Annotated in this window: 12 protein-coding genes and 1 pseudogene; 11 read left to right on the forward strand and 2 right to left on the reverse strand. The window is 45.4% G+C overall.

Annotation, left to right across the window (positions count from 1 at the left end):
- Positions 1-502 precede the first annotated feature (502 nt).
- The 11 genes from B0X70_RS06880 to der all read left to right on the forward strand — a co-directional run bounded on the left by B0X70_RS06880 (position 503) and on the right by der (position 17641).
- On the forward strand, positions 503-5533 hold the full coding sequence (locus B0X70_RS06880) for an alpha-2-macroglobulin family protein (protein WP_217471181.1): 5031 nt from the start codon (positions 503-505) through the stop codon (positions 5531-5533).
- Between the two features lie 57 nt (positions 5534-5590).
- A complete protein-coding gene (gene pbpC / locus B0X70_RS06885) occupies positions 5591-7909 on the forward strand; it encodes a peptidoglycan glycosyltransferase PbpC (RefSeq protein ID WP_217471182.1) in 2319 nt (772 codons plus the stop codon).
- 222 nt (positions 7910-8131) lie between these two features.
- Positions 8132-8557 (forward strand): nucleoside-diphosphate kinase, encoded by a 426-nt coding sequence (gene ndk, locus B0X70_RS06890; protein WP_036812770.1) that lies wholly within the window; start codon positions 8132-8134, stop codon positions 8555-8557.
- 184 nt (positions 8558-8741) lie between these two features.
- Positions 8742-9920, forward strand: coding sequence for a dual-specificity RNA methyltransferase RlmN (rlmN, locus tag B0X70_RS06895; protein ID WP_036781629.1), 1179 nt, complete (start codon positions 8742-8744; stop codon positions 9918-9920).
- A gap of 105 nt (positions 9921-10025) precedes the next feature.
- A complete protein-coding gene (locus B0X70_RS06900) occupies positions 10026-10439 on the forward strand; it encodes a tetratricopeptide repeat protein (RefSeq protein ID WP_246593467.1) in 414 nt (137 codons plus the stop codon).
- Positions 10440-10559: 120 nt separating this feature from the next.
- Positions 10560-11585: a cytoskeleton protein RodZ gene (rodZ, locus tag B0X70_RS06905; RefSeq protein ID WP_217471183.1), complete on the forward strand. Its 1026-nt coding sequence runs from the start codon at positions 10560-10562 to the stop codon at positions 11583-11585.
- 71 nt (positions 11586-11656) lie between these two features.
- The gene (gene ispG / locus B0X70_RS06910; RefSeq protein ID WP_036781623.1) at positions 11657-12778 is read left to right on the forward strand and encodes a flavodoxin-dependent (E)-4-hydroxy-3-methylbut-2-enyl-diphosphate synthase; all 1122 of its coding nucleotides are present in this window, start codon (positions 11657-11659) and stop codon (positions 12776-12778) included.
- A 124-nt stretch (positions 12779-12902) separates the two neighbouring features.
- On the forward strand, positions 12903-14180 hold the full coding sequence (gene hisS / locus B0X70_RS06915) for a histidine--tRNA ligase (RefSeq protein WP_105395891.1): 1278 nt from the start codon (positions 12903-12905) through the stop codon (positions 14178-14180).
- A gap of 11 nt (positions 14181-14191) precedes the next feature.
- Complete coding sequence (locus B0X70_RS06920; RefSeq protein ID WP_036781618.1) at positions 14192-14812, forward strand: YfgM family protein; 621 nt, start codon at positions 14192-14194, stop codon at positions 14810-14812.
- Positions 14813-14826: 14 nt separating this feature from the next.
- On the forward strand, positions 14827-15999 hold the full coding sequence (gene bamB / locus B0X70_RS06925) for an outer membrane protein assembly factor BamB (RefSeq protein WP_036781616.1): 1173 nt from the start codon (positions 14827-14829) through the stop codon (positions 15997-15999).
- 160 nt (positions 16000-16159) lie between these two features.
- Entirely contained in the window at positions 16160-17641 is a 1482-nt protein-coding gene (gene der, locus B0X70_RS06930) for a ribosome biogenesis GTPase Der (RefSeq protein WP_036781615.1), read from the forward strand.
- A 24-nt stretch (positions 17642-17665) separates the two neighbouring features.
- On the opposite strand, the gene B0X70_RS06935 is transcribed toward der, so the two are convergent.
- On the reverse strand, positions 17666-17983 hold the full coding sequence (locus tag B0X70_RS06935; RefSeq protein WP_217471184.1) for a protealysin inhibitor emfourin: 318 nt from the start codon (positions 17981-17983) through the stop codon (positions 17666-17668).
- A 327-nt stretch (positions 17984-18310) separates the two neighbouring features.
- Positions 18311-19405: pseudogene (gene prtS / locus B0X70_RS06940) on the reverse strand (metalloprotease PrtS); the annotation flags it as partial.
- Positions 19406-19538 lie beyond the last annotated feature (133 nt).

Genomic DNA, 19538 nt, shown 5'->3' on the forward strand with positions numbered 1-19538 from the left:
AGTATATTTAATCCGGTATTGATATTTATAACCAGTACGACAATGATAATTTTCTGTTTATTCAACTTTGTTTTAATGGTCGATTTTATATTTTTTTATTTCTTGTGAATTATCGGGCAGGTGGTGCAGTAAAGGGCTATCTTCGGTCGCTGAGGGAAATGACGAAAATTTTTTTTTACTAGATACATGGAGTTCTTAATGGAAAATTGAATCGATAAATTTAGATTTATTTATCGTCTCCGTGATGTTTAATTCGTTAAAATAACAGGCTATTATATGAACTTAATGTTTGTACGTTGCCTAATATAAATAGGCGGTATATACCCTATGGATTTCAAGATGCATCGCGACGGCAAGGGAGTGAATCCCCCGGGAGCATAGTGAACTATGTGATCGGGGTGAGTGTCGCCAATAAAGAGAAAACTTGAAAGATAACGGGTATATAAAGTTATTCATTAAATCCTGCCATCAGTTGGTTGGAGTTAAGACAGGGGTTATGGTTATGAATCAAGGTCAATTCTGGCAACGACCAGGAAAAAACAAACGTTATTTGGCGGTGATTTTGGCTTCTTTGCTGATGCTTTCTGGTTGTGACCAATCTGATAGTACTGATAATAAGCACGTGGCTCAGCCACAGTCCACAGAAATTCAAAGCGAAAAAACACCTCAGCAATCAAGTATTCCACCAAAATCCGTAAGACAGAAAGATGCGGCATCACTGGCTGAATTAGCAAAACGTTATGCCGGTAAACCAGTGAAGATTCTGGATGCTTCCGAAGTTCAGCTTGATGGCGCTAGTGCAATGGTGGTGACATTTTCTGTTCCTTTAGATCCAAATCAGGATTTTGCTCAGAATGTTCGTTTGGTCGATGTTAAAGAGGGCAAACTTGATGGTGCCTGGGAACTATCAGATAACATGATGGAGCTTCGTTTGCGCCATTTGCCGCCCTCCTGTGAGTTGCAATTGACCGTAGATAAAGGTGTTAAAGGTATCAATGATCGTCAACTCGAAACGGTTTATGAGAAAACGCTGACAACCGCGACGATTTCTCCGTCCGTCGGTTTTGCCAGCAAAGGCTCTTTGTTACCCAGTAAAGTCGCTGAAGGTTTGCCGGTATTAGCCCTGAATGTAAATCGTATTGATGTTAATTTTTTCAGGATCAAAGAGACAGCATTACCCGCTTTTATTGCACAGTGGCAATATCGCAACAATATGAGTTCTTGGGAATCTGAAGAGATGCTCAAAGGCGCGGAACTGGTTTATACCGGCCGTTTCGATCTGAATCCAACACTGAATACCCGCGAAAAATTACTGTTGCCATTAAGTAATATCAAAGAGTTACAGAAAGATGGCGTTTATCTGGCGGTGATGCAACAAGCAGGTAAATACACTGACACTAATCCAGCAACAATGTTTACCTTAAGTGATATTGGTGTTTCTATGCACAGCTATCTGGATAGGATGGATGTGTTTACCCAATCTTTGGCGCAAGGTAGCAGCCTGAAAGGGGTGGAAATACGTTTGTTGGATGAGAAAGGGCAATTATTGTCAAAGGCAACGACGGACGATGATGGACACGTCAGTCTGGAGAAAAATGCGAAAGCGAAACTATTGCTCGCTACTCGTGACCATCAGACGAGTATGATTGATTTGGTATCACCGGCGCTGGATCTGTCTGAGTTCGATATTTCTGGCTTACAAGGGTACAGCAAACAGTTTTTTGTTTTTGGGCCTCGTGATCTTTATCGTCCGGGTGAAACGTTGATTGTCAATGGCCTGTTGCGTGATGGCGATGGCCGCGCAGTGAAAAGTCAGCCGGTTAAAGTGGATGTACTGAAAACCGATGGTCAGGTAGTCCATAGTTTTGTCTGGCAACCTGAAAATGGATTGTATCAATATCGTTATGTGATCCCTCCCTCAGCGGCTACCGGCCTGTGGTCGCTACGTTTTGATTTAGGCGATAACAAACCTCGTTATTACAAGTTTAATGTCGAAGATTTTCTGCCGGAGCGTATGGCGCTGGAAATTAGCAGTGAGTCGCAACCGGTGATGAAAGACCACGATGTGGATTTCGTGATTAACGGCCGTTATCTATATGGTGCGCCTGCTGCATATAATCGTCTGCAAGGGCAATTATTCCTGCGTCCAGCTCGTGATGCGGTAGCAAAATTGCCCGGCTATGAGTTTGGGGGGGTTACAGAGGACAATCTTAGTCGCACATTGGATGAGTTTGATCTGGTTTTAGGGAATGATGGTAAAGCCGTAATTAATGTCAGTGCCGATAACTGGAGTTCGGTCTCTTCGCCGGTAAATGTCATTGTACAGGCCAGTTTGCTTGAATCAGGTGGCCGCCCGATAACTCGGCGGGTTGAACAGGCCGTTTGGCCGACAGAAAAGCTGGTGGGTATCCGTCCGCTGTTTAATCAGAAAGAGATTTATGACTATCGCGTAGGTCGTTATCAAAGCCGTTACAATGTGGATGAAAATTCACTGGCGCAATTTGCGCTGGTGTATGCCGATGCCAATGGAAAAAAATATGCTGCTAAAGATTTAACCGCCCGTCTGGTTTATGAACGCCGTGACTATTATTGGCGTTGGTCGGATGGTGAAGGTTGGCAATCAGGCTATGACCAGAAAGATTTGGTGATGGCGGATGAGCATATCCAGATTGCTCAAGATGGCACCGCAAAGGTTAGTTTTCCGGTTGATTGGGGTTCGTACCGTATTGAAGTGGTTAATCCAGAAAATCAATTAGTGACCAGCGTTAATTTCTGGGCTGGTTACTCATGGCAGGACAATACCGGTGGCACAGGGGCTGTTCGTCCTGATCAGGTGAAATTGTCTTTGGATAAACCTGCTTATCGGGTAGGCGAGAAAATAAAATTGCATATGGTCGCACCACAGGCCGGTAAAGGTTATCTGTTGGTGGAATCCAGCGAAGGGCCGCTTTGGTGGCAAAAAATTGATGTGCCAGAACAAGGTTTGGATGTGGAAGTGCCGGTGAATAAAGAGTGGCGTCGTCATGACCTTTATTTAACCGCGGTGGTGGTGCGTCCAGATGATAAATCTCGTCAGGCGACACCAAAACGGGCCATTGGCGTGTTGCACCTGCCGTTGGCTGATGAAAATCGTAAACTGGATTTAACGCTATCCGCACCGGAAAAAATGCGTCCGAATCAAAATTTGACCGTTAAAGTCAAAGCGACGCCACAGCAAGGGCGGAAATTACCCAAGCAGGTTAATGTGCTGCTTTCTGCTGTCGATACAGGGGTGTTGAATGTCACGAATTTTAAAACCCCGGACCCCTATGAGGCTTTCTTTGGTCGTAAGCGTTACAGCGTCGATCAATATGATGTCTATGGTCAGTTGATTGAAGGTGAAGGCCGTCTGGCGAATCTGCGTTTTGGCGGTGATGGCGATGATAGCGCCCTTGAGCGTGGCGGTAGGAAACCATTAACCGAAGTTAAGATTATCGCTGAACAGGCACAGCCGGTGACATTGGATGAAAACGGCGAAGGGCAGATCGTTTTGCCAATCCCTGATTTCAACGGTGAATTGAGGCTGATGGCTCAAGCATGGAGTGAAGATGAGTTCGGCCGCGGTGAAAGTAAAGTTGTCGTTGCTGCGCCGGTGGTTGCACAGATGGCATTACCTCGTTTTATGGCCGGTGGTGATAGCGCATTATTGTCGTTAGATTTGACTAATTTAACTGAACAGACGCAAAACTTGACCTTAAACTTTGCTGCTGATGACCTGATTAGGCTAGAGGGGGATGTTAGCAAAGAGATAGTTTTGGAAAAAGGCAAACGCACCACCGTGGAGATCCCGGTCACAGCGCAGTACGGTTCTGGTCAAGGAGAGGTTTCCCTGACGATTAATGGTCTGAATTTGCCGGGTGAAAATGTGAAACCGTACAAAAATAGTTGGAAGATTGGCGTGCGTCCGGCACAGCCAGCGGAAACTGTTCTGTTCGCTAATGTTATTCATCCGGGAGAGGAGTGGCAGATGCCGTCGGATGCCTTGTCGGGTTTATCACCAGCAGGAGCCGAGGGGCAGTTGTTACTGAGCAGCCGTCCGCCGTTACAGATTTCACGCTATATTCGTGAATTGTACGCTTATCCGTATGGCTGCCTTGAGCAGACAATCAGCGGGCTTTACCCGTCACTCTATTCGAACAAAGCAGAGCTGAATAGCTTGGGCATCATGACGGAAGATGATGATAAACGCCGGGCAAGTATTGATGAGGGAATTATTCATCTACTGAGTATGCAGCGCCATGACGGTAGCTTTGCTTTATGGGATAAAACCGGTGATGAGGAGTATTGGTTAACGGCCTATGCTACCGATTTTCTATTCCGTGCAAGTCAACGCGGTTACAGCGTACCTAAAGAGGTGTTGACTTCTGCCAATAATCGTCTGTTACGTTATTTACAGGATAAGAGTGTTATTAACTATCCCTACAGCCAGAATCAGGAGGCAATGCGATTCTCGGTTCAGGCTTATGCCGGTCTGGTGCTTGCTAATCAACAGAAAGCGCCATTGGGTGCTTTGAGACAAGTTTATGAACGCCGTCAGCAAGCTGGCAATGGCTTGTCACTGGTACAATTGGGCATTGCACTGAAACTGATGGGGGATAATACCCGAGCAGATGAAGCGGTTCATTTGGGGATCAGCAAAAACCGTAATGATGATTTAGATTTAGGTGATTACGGTAGTGCCATCCGCGACAACGCAATGATTGTTGCTCTGTTGACTGAAAATAATATGCAGATAAAAGAGCGTGATGAGAAATTGCTGGCGTTGTCTGATGAATTGACATCCCGCAATTATTTTTCAACTCAGGAGAGTAATTCACTCTATCTGGCGGGACGTTTCTTTATTGATACATCGGCGCAACCGTGGAAGGCTCTGTTTAGTCAGTGGAATTCACCAATAAGTAGGGACAAACCCTATAGTGAGATGCTGTATCCACAGGATATTCTGCAAGGTATGAGTATCAGTAACCTTGGTGACAGCACGCTCTATTCGCGAGTGAATGTGGTGGCTTACCCACTGCGCTCTCCGAAACCTTACGCTAATGTGCTGAAAATTGAGCGTAGCTATCTGGATATGAAGGGTAATCCAGTTGCTATTGACCATCTAAAAAGTGGTGAAATGGTGGTTGTGAAATTGGTGGTTAGTTCAGATAAACCCGTATCGGATGCTTTGGTTGTTGATTTATTGCCTGCCGGTTTGGAACTAGAGAACCAAAATTTGGCTAACAGTAGTGCTAAGTTGAGCGAGAGTGCCGCTAATCTACAAGAATTGATTGGCGATATGCAGCAGGCGACGATTCGCCATATGGAATATCGTGATGATCGATATGTGGCGGCAGTCGCGGTTGATCCTTCTCAGCCAGTGACGTTGCTCTATTTGGCTCGTGCTGTTACTCCGGGTGTTTACACCATTCCTGCGCCACAGGTTGAATCTATGTATGTGCCTTACTGGCGTGCGGTCGGTTCTACACCAGAAAAACTGGAAGTTGTTCGCTAAAGTCTATCCGCCCTTACGCTTTGGCGTAGGGGTTGATTTCTCACCAGGTATCCATTGATGAAGAAAACGCATCGCCTTATATGGCTGATCGTGCTGTTGTTTCTGATCCCGGCGGGTTTATGGCTGGCGGATAAAATTTGGCCTCTGCCACTGCGTGAAATCAAAATGGCGCGTATTGTCGTGAGTGAGGATGGTACGCCGCTTTGGCGTTTTGCCGATGATGAAGGCGTTTGGCGTTATCCGGTGACGTTGGATCAAGTATCACCGGAATATATTCAGGCATTGCTGACTTATGAAGATCGCTGGTTCTATAAACACCCGGGTATTAACCCGATTGCTCTGGCGAGGGCTGCCTGGCAGGATATTCGGGCAGGTAAAATTTTATCCGGCGGCAGTACTCTGTCAATGCAGGTCGCCCGGTTGATTGATCCCCATTCACGTACTTTTGGCGGCAAGCTGAAACAGATCTGGCGTACTTTGCAGCTTGAATGGCACTATTCTAAAAACGAAATTCTTGAGATGTATCTGAACCGTGCGCCGTTTGGAGGGACGTTACAAGGCGTCGGTGCGGCGAGTTGGGCGTATTTAGCCAAACCGCCTGCTGAACTCTCTGCGGGAGAGGCGGCTTTACTGGCTGTTTTGCCGCAGGCTCCCAGTCGTTTAAGGCCAGATCGCTATCCTGAACGGGCACAGGCTGCTCGTGATAAGGTGTTGCAACGGTTGGCGCGGTATAAAATCTGGCCGGAAGAGAAGGTTGCTGATATTCGCCAAGAGACGTTGTGGCTGGCTCCTCGTCAGGCGCCACAGCTTGCCCCGCTTCTTGCCAGACGAATGGCGAAAGGCTCTCGTCAGGAGATCATTAAAACAACCCTTGATGTGGGATTACAGCGCCAGCTTGAAGATATGGCGGTGAATTGGAAGTACCAGTTACCAGAAAAAACGTCGATTGGCGTGTTAGTGGTTGATCATACAGACATGGCGGTGAAAGCTTATATCGGTTCGCTGGATCTGCGGGATGATAGCCGTTTTGGTCATGTCGATATGATAAGTTCATGGCGTTCGCCGGGATCAACCTTGAAACCATTTCTGTATGCAATGGCGCTGGATGATGGGTTAATTCATGGGGAATCACTGTTACAGGATGTGCCTCGCCGCTTTGATTATTATCGCCCGGGAAATTTTGACAGTGGCTTTCATGGGCCGGTCAGTGCCAGTGAGGCGTTGATTCGTTCATTGAATTTACCCGCCGTGCAACTGCTTGAAGCCTATGGCGCTAAGCGGTTTACCGCCAATATGCGAAATGTGGGAACGGTATTGCGTTTTCCGCCCGGCAGTGAACCCAATTTATCATTGATTCTTGGTGGCACGGCAGTTCGGATGGATCAACTGGTGGCGGCTTACGCGGCGTTTGCCCGTCAAGGGAAGGTTGCCCCTTTGAGATTCACTCCTCAGCAGAAATTGCGTGATCGGCGACTTTTTTCACCCGGCGTGGCATGGATAGTGAGACGGATTATGGCTGGAGAGGCTCTGCCGCAACCTGATGATGTGTTACCGGCACAGGTGCCGCTAGCCTGGAAAACCGGTACCAGCTATGGCTACCGTGATGCTTGGGCTGTCGGTTTAAACGCGCGTTATACCATCGGTATTTGGGTTGGCAGGCCGGACGGTACGCCGGTTGTCGGGCAGTTCGGCTACGCTACGGCGATTCCCATCATGAATCAGATCAATAACCTGTTACTCGCCAATATGCGAAATGGGGCTAAACGAACCCCCGTTGATTCTCGTCCAGCAACGGTTAGTCAGGCCGTTATCTGTTGGCCGGGAGGGAAGAGTTTGCCGAAAGGAGATAATAATTGCCGTCAGCGTCGTCTGAGCTGGATATTGAATAATACCATTCCGCCTACGTTGCCTGCGGTAGGGCAAGAGGCCATTTCGGGTATTAATGAACAGGTATGGTTGGATAAAAACAGTTTGCGTGTTGCCCCCGATTGTCCCGATGCTCAGCCTAAAAATATCGCTTTATGGCCGATTACCCTTGAATCATGGTTACCCGAGCAAGAGCGACGAGCGCAGCGTCTGCCGCCGATTAATCCCGAATGTCCACCGTTGAAATCAGATGAAGCGCCCTTGTTGATCGTGGGTATTCATAATGGAGATGTATTGAAACGGCTCCCCGGTTTTAACAGCCTTGATTTACGTATGACAACTCAAGGCGGTAGTGGTGGGCAGCAATGGTGGTTTCTAAATGGAGAGCAGGTAATGATCACAGAAAAAAATCAGGGATTTGTTCAGACCTTGACTCAACCGGGTAAATATCAGCTTAGTGTTTTGGATTTGGGCGGGCAAATTGATTCTGTCAATTTTACTTTGAAGTAAACGATTCAGGTAAAAGTGTGATTTGTACGAAAAAATGGTAATTTTCGCTAAGGAAAATTTAATGGAATGTTATGTTTTCTGTAGGCAACTGCTATTCGTGCCCCTATAATCAACGCCGCTTTTACCTCCGCTAAGGTTGCGGAATGAGTATTAACCGATTAATTTATCGGGAATGAAAAATTAAAATTATCAGTTGCTGAACGAAGAGCCAAGAGGTTATCCATGACGGTTGAACGTACTTTTTCTATTATTAAGCCTAACGCTGTGAAGAAAAATGCCATCGGGGCGATTTATGCTCGTTTTGAAAGCGCCGGGTTTAAAATTATTGCCGCCAAAATGCTTCACCTGACCCGTGAACAGGCTGAGGGCTTCTATGCGGAGCACAAAGGCCGTCCTTTCTTTGATGGTCTGGTGGAATTTATGACTTCTGGCCCGATTATGGTTCAGGTGTTGGAAGGCGAGAATGCAGTACAGCGTCATCGTGACCTGATGGGAGCAACTAATCCTGATAATGCATTAGCAGGTACTTTGCGTGCTGATTATGCGGACAGCTTTACTGAAAACGCGGTTCACGGCTCTGATGCGATTGAATCTGCAAACCGTGAAATTGCCTATTTCTTCACAGAAGATGAAATTTGCCCGCGTTAATTGATTTGCCGTTACCCGTAGCATCATTGCATTAAAGTTTGTACAATGCGGCGCCCCGTTGTTAATTCAACGGGGCGTTTGTTATTTGTCACTATGCTAAACTGATAGTGATATCCGAATTGAAACTTCGCGTTGAATTCATCAACGCAGAGCCGAAAGTGTCACAACGAGGCAATATAAAAAAATGTCCCAACCAAATACTGCGGCACAATTTGCTGCTCCTGTCGTGTCTGAAACTCCAGAAAAGAAAGGCGGTAAAATTAACCTGCTTGATCTGAATCGTAAGCAAATGCGTCAGTTTTTCATTGATATGGGAGAAAAACCCTTCCGAGCTGATCAGGTGATGAAGTGGATGTATCACTACTGTTATGACGATTTTGAGCAGATGACAGATATTAATAAAATTCTGCGAGCAAAATTGCAACAGGTTGCAGAGATCCGTGCGCCGGAAGTCGCAGAAGAGCAACGTTCTGCCGATGGTACGATTAAGTGGGCGATCACTGTTGGCGATCAGCAAGTTGAAACGGTTTATATCCCGGAAGATGATCGAGCGACTTTGTGTGTCTCTTCTCAGGTAGGTTGTGCACTGGAATGTAAATTCTGTTCTACCGCTCAGCAAGGGTTTAACCGTAATTTACGGGTTTCTGAAATTATTGGTCAGGTTTGGCGAGCGGCAAAAATTATTGGTTCATTGAAATCCAGTGGTCGCCGTCCGATCACCAATGTGGTGATGATGGGCATGGGAGAGCCACTGCTTAACCTAAATAACGTGGTGCCTGCGATGGAAATCATGATGGATGATTTTGGTTTTGGTCTGTCAAAACGCCGCGTGACCTTATCCACCTCCGGTGTGGTGCCGGCACTGGATAAGCTTGGCGATATGATCGATGTTGCTTTGGCGATTTCCCTACATGCGCCGACAGATGATGTGCGGGATGATATCGTTCCTATCAATCGTAAATATAATATCGAACAGTTCCTTGCCGGTGTGCGCCGCTATTTGACTAAATCCAATGCGAATCAGGGGCGTGTGACGGTGGAATATGTCATGCTGGATCATATTAATGACAGCGTGGAACAGGCGCATCAATTAGCTGAATGTTTGAAAGAGACACCGAGTAAGATCAATTTAATTCCGTGGAACCCGTTTCCGGGAGCGCCATATGGTCGTAGTTCCAACAGCCGGATTGATCGCTTTGCCAAGGTGTTGATGGAATATGGTTTCACCACTATTGTCCGCAAGACTCGCGGTGATGATATCGATGCCGCATGTGGTCAGCTTGCCGGTGATGTAATTGATCGTACCAAACGTACATTGAAAAAACGTCAGGCAGGTGAACCTATTCAGATAAGAACAGTCTGAATGGGAATGTGGGTATGTCGCTTCATGCAGTCACTGAAATGCATAAGTGAAATGCATAAGTAAAATGATAGTTGCAATTGCGTATCTTTGGTCGGTGGGGATGGAATGATAAGGAAATCGTTATCGGGAATGATGGTGGTTGCTATGTTGTTGGCTGGATGTTCCAATCAACCAACAAACGGCGATCAACAGCGAAAAGTCGCAACAGAAACCCGGATTCAACTGGGAATGGCTTATCTGGCTAAAGGTAATTTGCCCGCCGCCAGATATCACTTTGATAAGGTTTTACTGGCAAAACCGGACCATTATCAGGCTCAATTAGGTATGGCGTTGTATGAGCAATATTCTGGTCGGCCGGAAGCTGCCCGCCAACGTTACAAAATGGCGATGCAGTACGCGCCAGGAAATGATACGGTATTGTATCATTACAGCGTTTTTCTCTGTGAGCAGGGGCAGTATGAAGAAGTTAAAACTCTGTTTACTGAGAGCCATGCTAACAGGCGTGTTTGTTATCAGTGATTTGCCGCTAGTAAAATAGCAAATCTATTTCGCCGCGCAGGCTATTGTGTAATTTAAAGATTATAGCAGGAGCCGGCGCGAAGTTTTTCACAACCTGAACAGTACCGCGTCTTCTTGCTAATGAATACTGAAACGACTCCAGAACAAGCTTATTTAACCGCAGGTCAGCTCCTGCGTCAGGCTCGTGAACAGCACGGGCTAACCCAGCAGACTGTAGCTGATCGCTTGTGTTTAAAACTTTCTACTATCCGTGATATTGAAGAGGACAATATTCCAACCACTATGGTGCCGACTTTCCTGCGTGGTTATGTTCGCTCTTATGCTAAGTTGGTACAAATTCCAGAAGCAGAAATTTTGGCAATTCTGGATAAGCATACTCCGGCAAAAACAGCGAAAGTTTCACCAATGCAGAGTTTTTCATTGGGTAAAAAACGTAAAAAACGCGAAAGTTGGTTGATGTGGATTACGTGGTTGATTATTTTAATCGTAATTAGTTTGACGGGAGCGTGGTGGTGGCAAAACCACATAGCTCAACAGAAGGAATTGATTTCGATGGCTGATCATTCGGCGGCTCAGATTGCTCAGAAAAAAGCTAAAGTGAATGAAAGTCACAAGTCGGCGACACAGTTGCCGGCCAGCGAACAGGCAACAAGTGAGTCGTCAGTGTCTGCGGCCGAAAATGCAGCGGCAGCGAATATTCATAGTCCGAATACTCATAGTCATAATAGTGAGGAAGTGACTCAATCTGTGCCATCAACTCAAAACCAAGTGGTGAAAACACCTGAAACTCAACTAGCAGGTAACGGGCCACAAACTCAGACTGCGCCGTTGCCAGCTAATCAAGGGGCCACGCAAATACCTAATGTGGCTGAAAATAATTCAACGGCAGTGGTTGACAGTAATAAATTGGTGATGAATTTTAAAGCATCCTGTTGGTTGCAAGTTGTGGATGCAAATGGAAAAACGCTGTTTAGTGGAACTAAACATAAGGGCGACCACCTGAGTCTTTCTGGCTCGTTGCCCTATAATTTAACTATCGGCGCTCCGGCTGTAGTGGATGTACAGTTCCGGGGGCAAGTTGTCGATTTAAGCCGCTTTGCTAAAGCAGGCCGTATCGCGCGTTTTAAAGTACCAACAGCACAATAAAATGCCTGTTGCAGTAGGGCATGGTTGTAGTTTTATCAGTAAACACATGGAAGTATGGGAGAAACACCTATATGCATAATGAATCGCCGATAAAAAGACGCAAATCTACGCGTATTTATGTAGGCAATGTGCCAGTCGGGGATGGTGCGCCTATTGCGGTGCAGTCAATGACAAACACACGTACTACGGATGTGGAAGCGACTGTTAAACAGATTAAATCGCTTGAGCGTGTTGGCGTTGATATTGTTCGCGTATCAATACCAACGATGGACGCCGCAGAAGCATTTAAGTTGATTAAGCAGCAAGCGAGTGTTCCTTTGGTTGCAGATATTCATTTTGATTACCGTATTGCGCTTAAAGTTGCAGAGTATGGTGTCGATTGTCTGCGTATTAACCCTGGCAATATCGGTAATGAAGCGCGTATCCGTGAGGTTGTGGCTTCTGCCCGTGATAAAAATATCCCAATCCGCATTGGTGTAAATGGTGGATCATTGGAAAAGGACATTCAGGAAAAATATGGTGAGCCAACCCCAGAAGCGCTGGTGGAATCGGCTATGCGCCATGTGGATATTCTCGACAGACTTAATTTTGACCAGTTTAAAATCAGTGTAAAAGCGTCGGATGTCTTTCTGGCAGTTGGTGCTTATCGCCTGTTAGCTCAGAAGATTAATCAGCCGTTGCACCTTGGTATTACCGAGGCGGGTGGCGCACGTGCCGGCTCTGTAAAATCAGCCATTGGCTTAGGTATCCTCCTGTCAGAAGGTATCGGTGATACTTTACGTATTTCTCTGGCCGCTGATCCTGTCGAAGAAGTTAAAGTGGGCTTCGACATTCTGAAAGCATTACGTATTCGTTCCCGTGGTATAAACTTTATCGCTTGTCCAACCTGTTCCCGTCAGGAATTTGATGTTATTGGCACAGTTAATGCCTTGGAGCAGCGCTTAGAGGATTTACTCACACCGATGGATGTTTCCATTATTGGCTGTGTGGTTAACGGGCCAGGTGAGGCGGAGGTTTCTACTTTAGGCGTCACCGGCGCCAGAACGAAAAGTGGTTTTTATGAAGATGGCGTTCGGCAGAAAGAGCGCCTCGATAATACTGATATGATTGATCAGCTTGAGGCTAAAATCCGTGCTAAAGCATCAATGCTGGATGAAAATAAGCGCATTGGCATAAGTCAACTGGACAAATAATGTATCTGATACTGGCTCATCGTTATGATGAGCCAGCGTTGTTTTGTTTGTTAATTGAAGCTCGTCGGTATTCGCTTCTATAATCAATCAACATCATTTTTGAATCATTAACTAGAGATAAAACGTGGCAAAAAATATCCAAGCTATTCGAGGCATGAATGACTACTTGCCGACAGATACGGTTATCTGGCAGCGTATCGAAACTATTTTGAAACGGGTACTGGCGGGTTATGGTTATAGTGAGATCCGTACACCGATTGTAGAGCAGACCCCGTTATTTAAACGAGCTATTGGGGAAGTCACTGATGTGGTTGAAAAGGAGATGTATACCTTTGATGATCGCAATGGTGAAAGTATAACCCTACGCCCTGAAAATACCGCAGGTTGTGTGCGTGCCGGTATTGAACATGGTCTGCTGTACAATCAGGAACAGCGCGTATGGTATTTAGGGCCGATGTTCCGTTATGAGCGTCCGCAAAAAGGCCGTTACCGCCAATTCTACCAGTTAGGGGCGGAAGTTTTTGGTCTTCAAGGGCCTGATATTGATGCCGAACTTATTTTATTGACTGCCCGCTGGTGGCGTGAGCTCGGTATTTTTGAGCATGTGACGCTTGAACTGAATTCCATTGGTTCGTTGGCGGCACGCGCTAATTATCGCGAAGCGTTGGTGGCTTTTCTTGAGCAGCACAAAGATAAGCTGGATGAAGATTGCAAACGCCGTATGTACAGCAATCCATTGCGTGTTCTGGATTCAAAAAATCCAGAGGTTCAGCAACTTCTTAATGATGCGCCGGAACTGTTTGATTATCTTGATGCCGAATCAAAGGAACATTTTGATAGCCTGTGTGCGCTTCTTGATGGGGCGGGTATCAAATATCGGATTAATCAGCGTTTGGTTCGTGGTCTGGATTATTATAACCGCACAGTATTTGAATGGGTAACGACGGCACTCGGGGCTCAAGGGACGGTTTGTGCCGGTGGTCGGTACGATGGGCTGGTTGAGCAACTGGGAGGCAGACCAACGCCTGCTGTGGGTTTTGCTATGGGGATGGAACGTCTGGTTTTGCTGGTACAAGAAATTAATCCAGCATTTGCTGCGGAGCGGTCAGTCGCAGATGTTTATCTCGCTTCTTTTGGTGAAGGTAGTCAGCAAGCAGCATTGATTTTGGCTGAACAGGTACGTGATATGTTGCCCCAATTACGTTTAATGATGAACCACGGTGGTGGTAACTTTAAGAAGCAACTGGGACGTGCGGATAAACAAGGCGCTAAAATTGCGCTGATCCTCGGTGAGGATGAAGTTCGTTCTGGTAAGGTAGCCATTAAAGATTTACGTACAGGTGAACAACAAACGTCGCCGCAAAGCGAAATTGCCGCTCGTTTGGCTGAACTGTTAGGTTAAGGAGAGACTCTGTGGAAGTCTATACCAATGAAAACGAACAAGTAGACGCGATCCGTCGCTTTTTTGCCAATAATGGTAAAGCCTTGGTTTTGGGGCTGGTGCTGGGGGCAGGGGCGCTGATTGGTTGGCGTTATTGGCAATCTCATCAGACAAATCAGTTGCAGGAAAGCGCAGAAGCTTTTGAACGGGTAGATCGAGGATTAATTGCCAGTACAAAAGAGGGTCATGCTGCTGCTGAAAAATTTGCCAGTGAAACGAATAACAGTTATGGCGTGATGACGCATATGCATTTGGCTCAACTTGCTGTTGAAAAGAGTGAGTTAACTAAAGCAGATCAGTTTTTATCTGCGGCTGCTGGTCAGGCAAAAAATGAGGATTTGCAGGCTCTGGTGAATATTCGCTTAGCCAGGGTTCAATTGGCAGAAGATAAAACGGATGCTGCGTTGAAAACGTTGGAACTGGTCAAAGGTTCCGGTTGGGTTGCCGTCGCAGAGGATATCCGCGGTGATGCACTGTTGAAAAAAGGTGATATTGCCGGCGCCCGCGCAGCGTACACCAAAGGTTTGAGTTCAGATTCGCCACAGGCGATCAAATCGATGTTAAATCTTAAATTGAATAACTTATCCAGCTAAGGGGAATTCTTTCAATGCAACTGCGTAAAACACTCTTGGTTGGTTTGGTGGCTTCTGTTCTGCTAGCTGGTTGTTCAAGTGAGCAAGACACGGTAACGATGTCACCGTTGCCAAAGGTTGAAAATCAATTTAATCCAAGCGAGGTTTGGGATAAATCTGTAGGTGATGGTGTAGGCCGTTATTATTCTCACTTGACGCCAACCTGGCAAGGCTCCGCTGTTTATGTTGCTGATCGTCATGGCATCGTTAAGGCGTTGGACATTGATAGTGGTAAAGAGATATGGTCGGTGAATCTGGCTGAAAAAGCGGGTCTCCTCTCTTCCCGTATACCTGCATTGCTCTCTGGTGGTCTGACCGTCGCAGGGGATCATTTATATGTAGGCACTGAACGTGCCAAAGTTATTGCATTGGATACCAAAGACGGCCAAGTTGCCTGGCAATCTGACGTCGCCGGTGAAGCGTTGTCGCGTCCTGTGGTGAGTGATGGTTTGGTATTGATTCATACTAGCAATGGGATGTTGCAGGCATTAAGTGAGTCTGATGGTAAAGTGCGATGGTCCGTTAATTTGGATACGCCATCATTATCATTGCGTGGTGAATCGGCGCCTGCCGCGGCTTACGGTGCTGCTATCGTCGGTGGGGATAATGGTCGTGTCAACGCCGTCTTGATTTCTCAGGGGCAGTTGATTTGGCAACAACGTATTTCTCAGGTAACCAGCTCTACAGAAATCGGTCGTCTTAATGATGTTGATACGACACCGGTTATTTCTGAGGGCGTGATATATGCAATAGCTTACAACGGTAATCTGGTGGCGCTTGATATGCGTTCAGGTCAGATCCTCTGGAAGCGCGATTTGGGTTCAGTGAACGAGATGGTTGTTTCTGGTGATAATATCTATATTGTTGACCAAAACGATCGGGTTATGGGGCTGCGTCAAAGTGATGGCGTCACTTTGTGGACTCAGACAAAATTGCAACACCGTAATTTAACCGCGCCTGAAATGTATAATGGCTATTTGGTTGTCGGCGACAGTGAAGGTTATCTGCATTGGCTGAATATGGATGACGGTAAGTTTGTTGCTCAACATAAAGTTGATAGTTCTGGTTTAATGAGCCGTCCGGTTGTAGCCAGTGATAAATTAATGGTGCAGGCGAAAGACGGTACGGTTTATCTGTTTACCCGTTGAGTATTGCTTACTGCCTGTTTACCGGAAATAAAGTAAAGCGTTAGTTATAGTCCTACGGCTCCTGGAGAGAAAGACAACAGGAGCCGTTTCGTCTTTTTAGTGTCCTGTTGTGATGAACAGCAGAATACTAATTTCAAATTAAGTCATGAGGCATCAACAAATGATACCTGTCGTCGCTCTGGTAGGGCGCCCAAATGTGGGTAAGTCCACATTATTTAACCGTTTAACCCGTACAAGAGATGCGCTGGTAGCGGATTTTCCAGGTCTGACTCGCGACCGTAAATATGGTCGAGCTGAGGTTGAAGGGCAGGAGTTTATCATCATTGATACTGGTGGTATCGATGGCACCGAAGAGGGTGTAGAAACCCATATGGCAGCTCAATCTTTGATGGCGATTGAAGAGGCAGATATTGTTCTGTTTATGGTAGATGCTCGCGCCGGACTGATGCCGGCAGATCACGCGATAGCAAAACATCTACGTAGCCGCGAAAGAGCCACTTTTTTGGTCGCGAATAAGACCGACGGTGTGGATATTGATACCGCTATTGCTGAATTTTATTCCCTCGGATTGGGGGATATCTACTCTATCGCTGCTTCTCATGGTCGTGGCGTCACCCAGCTTATTGAACGAGTACTGTTACCTTTCTCTGGTAAAGGTGAAGAAGAAGAGGTTGAGCTGACTGAGGAAGAAGCCAACGCGGCTTATTGGGCAGAGCAGGAACAGAATGAAATTGAGATGGTAGAAGAAGAGGAAGATTTTGATCCATCAACTCTGCCATTGAAATTAGCTATTGTCGGTAGGCCAAATGTGGGTAAGTCTACGTTGACTAACCGTATCTTGGGTGAAGAAAGGGTTGTGGTTTACGACATGCCTGGCACTACCCGTGATAGTATTTATATTCCAATGGAGCGCAATGGCCGCGAATATATCCTTATTGATACCGCAGGGGTACGTAAGCGCGGTAAGATCACTGAAACGGTTGAAAAATTTTCAGTCATTAAAACCCTTCAAGCGATTGAAGATGCTAACGTTGTATTGCTGGTGATCGATGCGCGAGAAGGCATTTCCGATCAAGATTTGTCATTATTGGGTTTTATTCTTAATAGTGGACGCTCATTGGTCATTGCGGTCAATAAGTGGGATGGCATGTCGCAAGAAGATAAAGAGCGTGTGAAGGAGATGCTGGATTATCGCCTTGGTTTTGTTGACTTTGCCAGAGTACATTTTATCTCTGCTCTACATGGCAGTGGAGTGGGGAATCTGTTTGACTCGATTCTTGAGGCTTATGATTGCGCCACTCGCCGTGTCAATACTTCACTGCTAACCCGTATCATGCATATGGCCGAAGAAGATCATCAACCGCCGATGATCCGTGGTCGCAGGGTGAAAATGAAATATGCTCATGCCGGTGGTTATAATCCACCAATTGTTGTGATCCACGGTAATCAGGTAACTGATTTGCCTGATTCTTATAAGCGTTATCTGATGAACTATTTTCGCCGATCCCTAAAGGTGATGGGGACGCCCATTCGGATTCAGTTTAAAGAAGGGGCAAATCCCTATGCTGACAAACGTAATACGTTGACACCTAATCAAATGCGTAAACGTAAACGTCTGATGGCGCATCTGAAAAAGCGTTAATGCTAATAGGAAAAGGGGTGGTGATTAACCACCCTTTTTGTCGGCGTCCCATATCTGGTTAATGATTTCTGGTGCATCTGACTCAGGAAGGGTGAAATGGTGTTCTTCATTTCCATTGACGATACTAAGCAGATAATAATCTTGATCAGGATATGGCTCTGATGGCATAGAATCGGAAAAGTCTTGTTCTATAGCTTGAAGAAATAACTGTTGTTGGTGTGAAGACAATGATTCTAAATTCACTGTTTTATCTTGGTTAAGGCCAGGCGTAGCGGCAAATCCTCCTTGTAGGGAAATTGTAATTTTACTATCAGTTGTGAGTTTGAGAGTTTTATTATTCATAATATACCAAATTTTTACGGTTATTTTTCAGGTCTGTTTAGTATAGCGTGAAATTCGTCTTTAACAATTTTGGCATCTTCTATTAGATATATTTTTTACAAGTCAGGTATTACAAATAATAAAATATCGCTGGCGTTGAGCCAGCGATATGTTTATAGATTACTCTTCAGTTTTATCTTTAGTTTTGTCTTTATCGCCGCCTTTATCGTCCTTGTCGCCGCCTTTATCGCCTTTGTCGCCGCCTTTATCGCCTTTGTCGCCGCCTTTATCGCCTTTGTCGCCGCCTTTATCGCCTTTGTCGCCGCCTTTATCGCCTTTGTCACCGCCTTTATCGCCTTTGTCACCGCCCTTATCGTCTTTATCTTTATCTTCCTTCACTTTAACGCCCACTTCTGTCCAGCTATCAATTGCTGCTTTTTCAACATCCTCATCAAATAACTCACGAGCATGTTTAATTGTTAACTTGGCGAAGGCTACGAAATTAGCATCCCGGGCAAGCTCTTTATCCAACAAAGTGTTGTACCATATTTTTCCTGCTTTTTCCCAGGCATATCCACCTAATTTTATCGCCAGATTATAGAAGGCTTTATTAGGAATACCCGAATTAATATGAACACCACCATTGTCTCTGTAAATCGGCAAGTCTTTATAATCATCCATATGACCAGGCTGTGGATCTTTACCGAGAGTTTCATCATCATATGCGCTGCCAGGTTTTTTCAGTGAACGAATCCCTACACCTTTAATATCTTTGCCCAGCAATTCACTTCCCATAACCCAATCTGCTTCATCAGCTTTTTGTTTCAGGTAATGTTGTTTTACTAATGAGCCAAAAACATCCGCTATTGATTCATTCAACGCGCCAGACTGGAAGAAATAGACCAAATCTGCGGTTTTTTCAATAACACCATGTGATAATTCATGGCCGATCACATCGACAGAGGTTGTGAAATCATTAAAGGTTTTACCATCTCCGTCGCCAAATACCATTTGTCCGTTGCCCCAGAATGCATTCATATATTCTTCGCCATAATGCACGGTGGCAATTAATTTCATTCCTTTATCATCTAATGAGTTGCGATTAAAAACTTCTTTATAGAAATTGTAAGTTGCTTCTAAATATCTATATGCGTTATCAACTGATTTATCTCCGTTATCTGGATCTCCTTCATCTCGTACTAATTTTCCCGGCAACTTGCGTTTATTTTCTGCATCGTGAATAGAACGATGTATAGTTGTATTAGTAACTTTATCGTCATCGCCGGAATCATCGGAAGATTCTTTAATAACATTATCCAACATTAAACTCTGAGTGTGATTTAATGTCATTAATACTTTCTTCTTTTCATTGTCATTATTATAGATATTTTGAAGAATGTACGGCGGTATTACGCCTCTGTAGTTATTGTTTTGTATTTGCATAAAATATCTCCTGGAATAAATTTTTAGTTATTAATTAGAGGTACTCTTTAGGTACGGGTTCATATTAAACACGTTTCCAGTAGATAGTCATCAGGTCCAACCTGCTTCTTTTGTGTTAAGGGGTTGTTAATAA

The sequence above is a fragment of the Photorhabdus akhurstii genome (assembly GCF_019090985.1).
Classification (GTDB): domain Bacteria; phylum Pseudomonadota; class Gammaproteobacteria; order Enterobacterales; family Enterobacteriaceae; genus Photorhabdus; species Photorhabdus akhurstii.

Excerpts from the sequence above, each read along its gene's own strand:
- B0X70_RS06880 (WP_217471181.1), top strand. The coding sequence starts at position 503 with ATGAATCAAGGTCAATTCTGGCAACGACCAGGAAAAAACAAACGTTAT.
- der (WP_036781615.1), top strand. The coding sequence starts at position 16,160 with ATGATACCTGTCGTCGCTCTGGTAGGGCGCCCAAATGTGGGTAAGTCC.
- ndk (WP_036812770.1), top strand. The coding sequence starts at position 8,132 with ATGACGGTTGAACGTACTTTTTCTATTATTAAGCCTAACGCTGTGAAG.
- pbpC (WP_217471182.1), top strand. The coding sequence starts at position 5,591 with ATGAAGAAAACGCATCGCCTTATATGGCTGATCGTGCTGTTGTTTCTG.
- rodZ (WP_217471183.1), top strand. The coding sequence starts at position 10,560 with ATGAATACTGAAACGACTCCAGAACAAGCTTATTTAACCGCAGGTCAG.
- rlmN (WP_036781629.1), top strand. The coding sequence starts at position 8,742 with ATGTCCCAACCAAATACTGCGGCACAATTTGCTGCTCCTGTCGTGTCT.
- bamB (WP_036781616.1), top strand. The coding sequence starts at position 14,827 with ATGCAACTGCGTAAAACACTCTTGGTTGGTTTGGTGGCTTCTGTTCTG.
- B0X70_RS06935 (WP_217471184.1), bottom strand. The coding sequence starts at position 17,983 with ATGAATAATAAAACTCTCAAACTCACAACTGATAGTAAAATTACAATT.
- B0X70_RS06900 (WP_246593467.1), top strand. The coding sequence starts at position 10,026 with ATGATAAGGAAATCGTTATCGGGAATGATGGTGGTTGCTATGTTGTTG.
- ispG (WP_036781623.1), top strand. The coding sequence starts at position 11,657 with ATGCATAATGAATCGCCGATAAAAAGACGCAAATCTACGCGTATTTAT.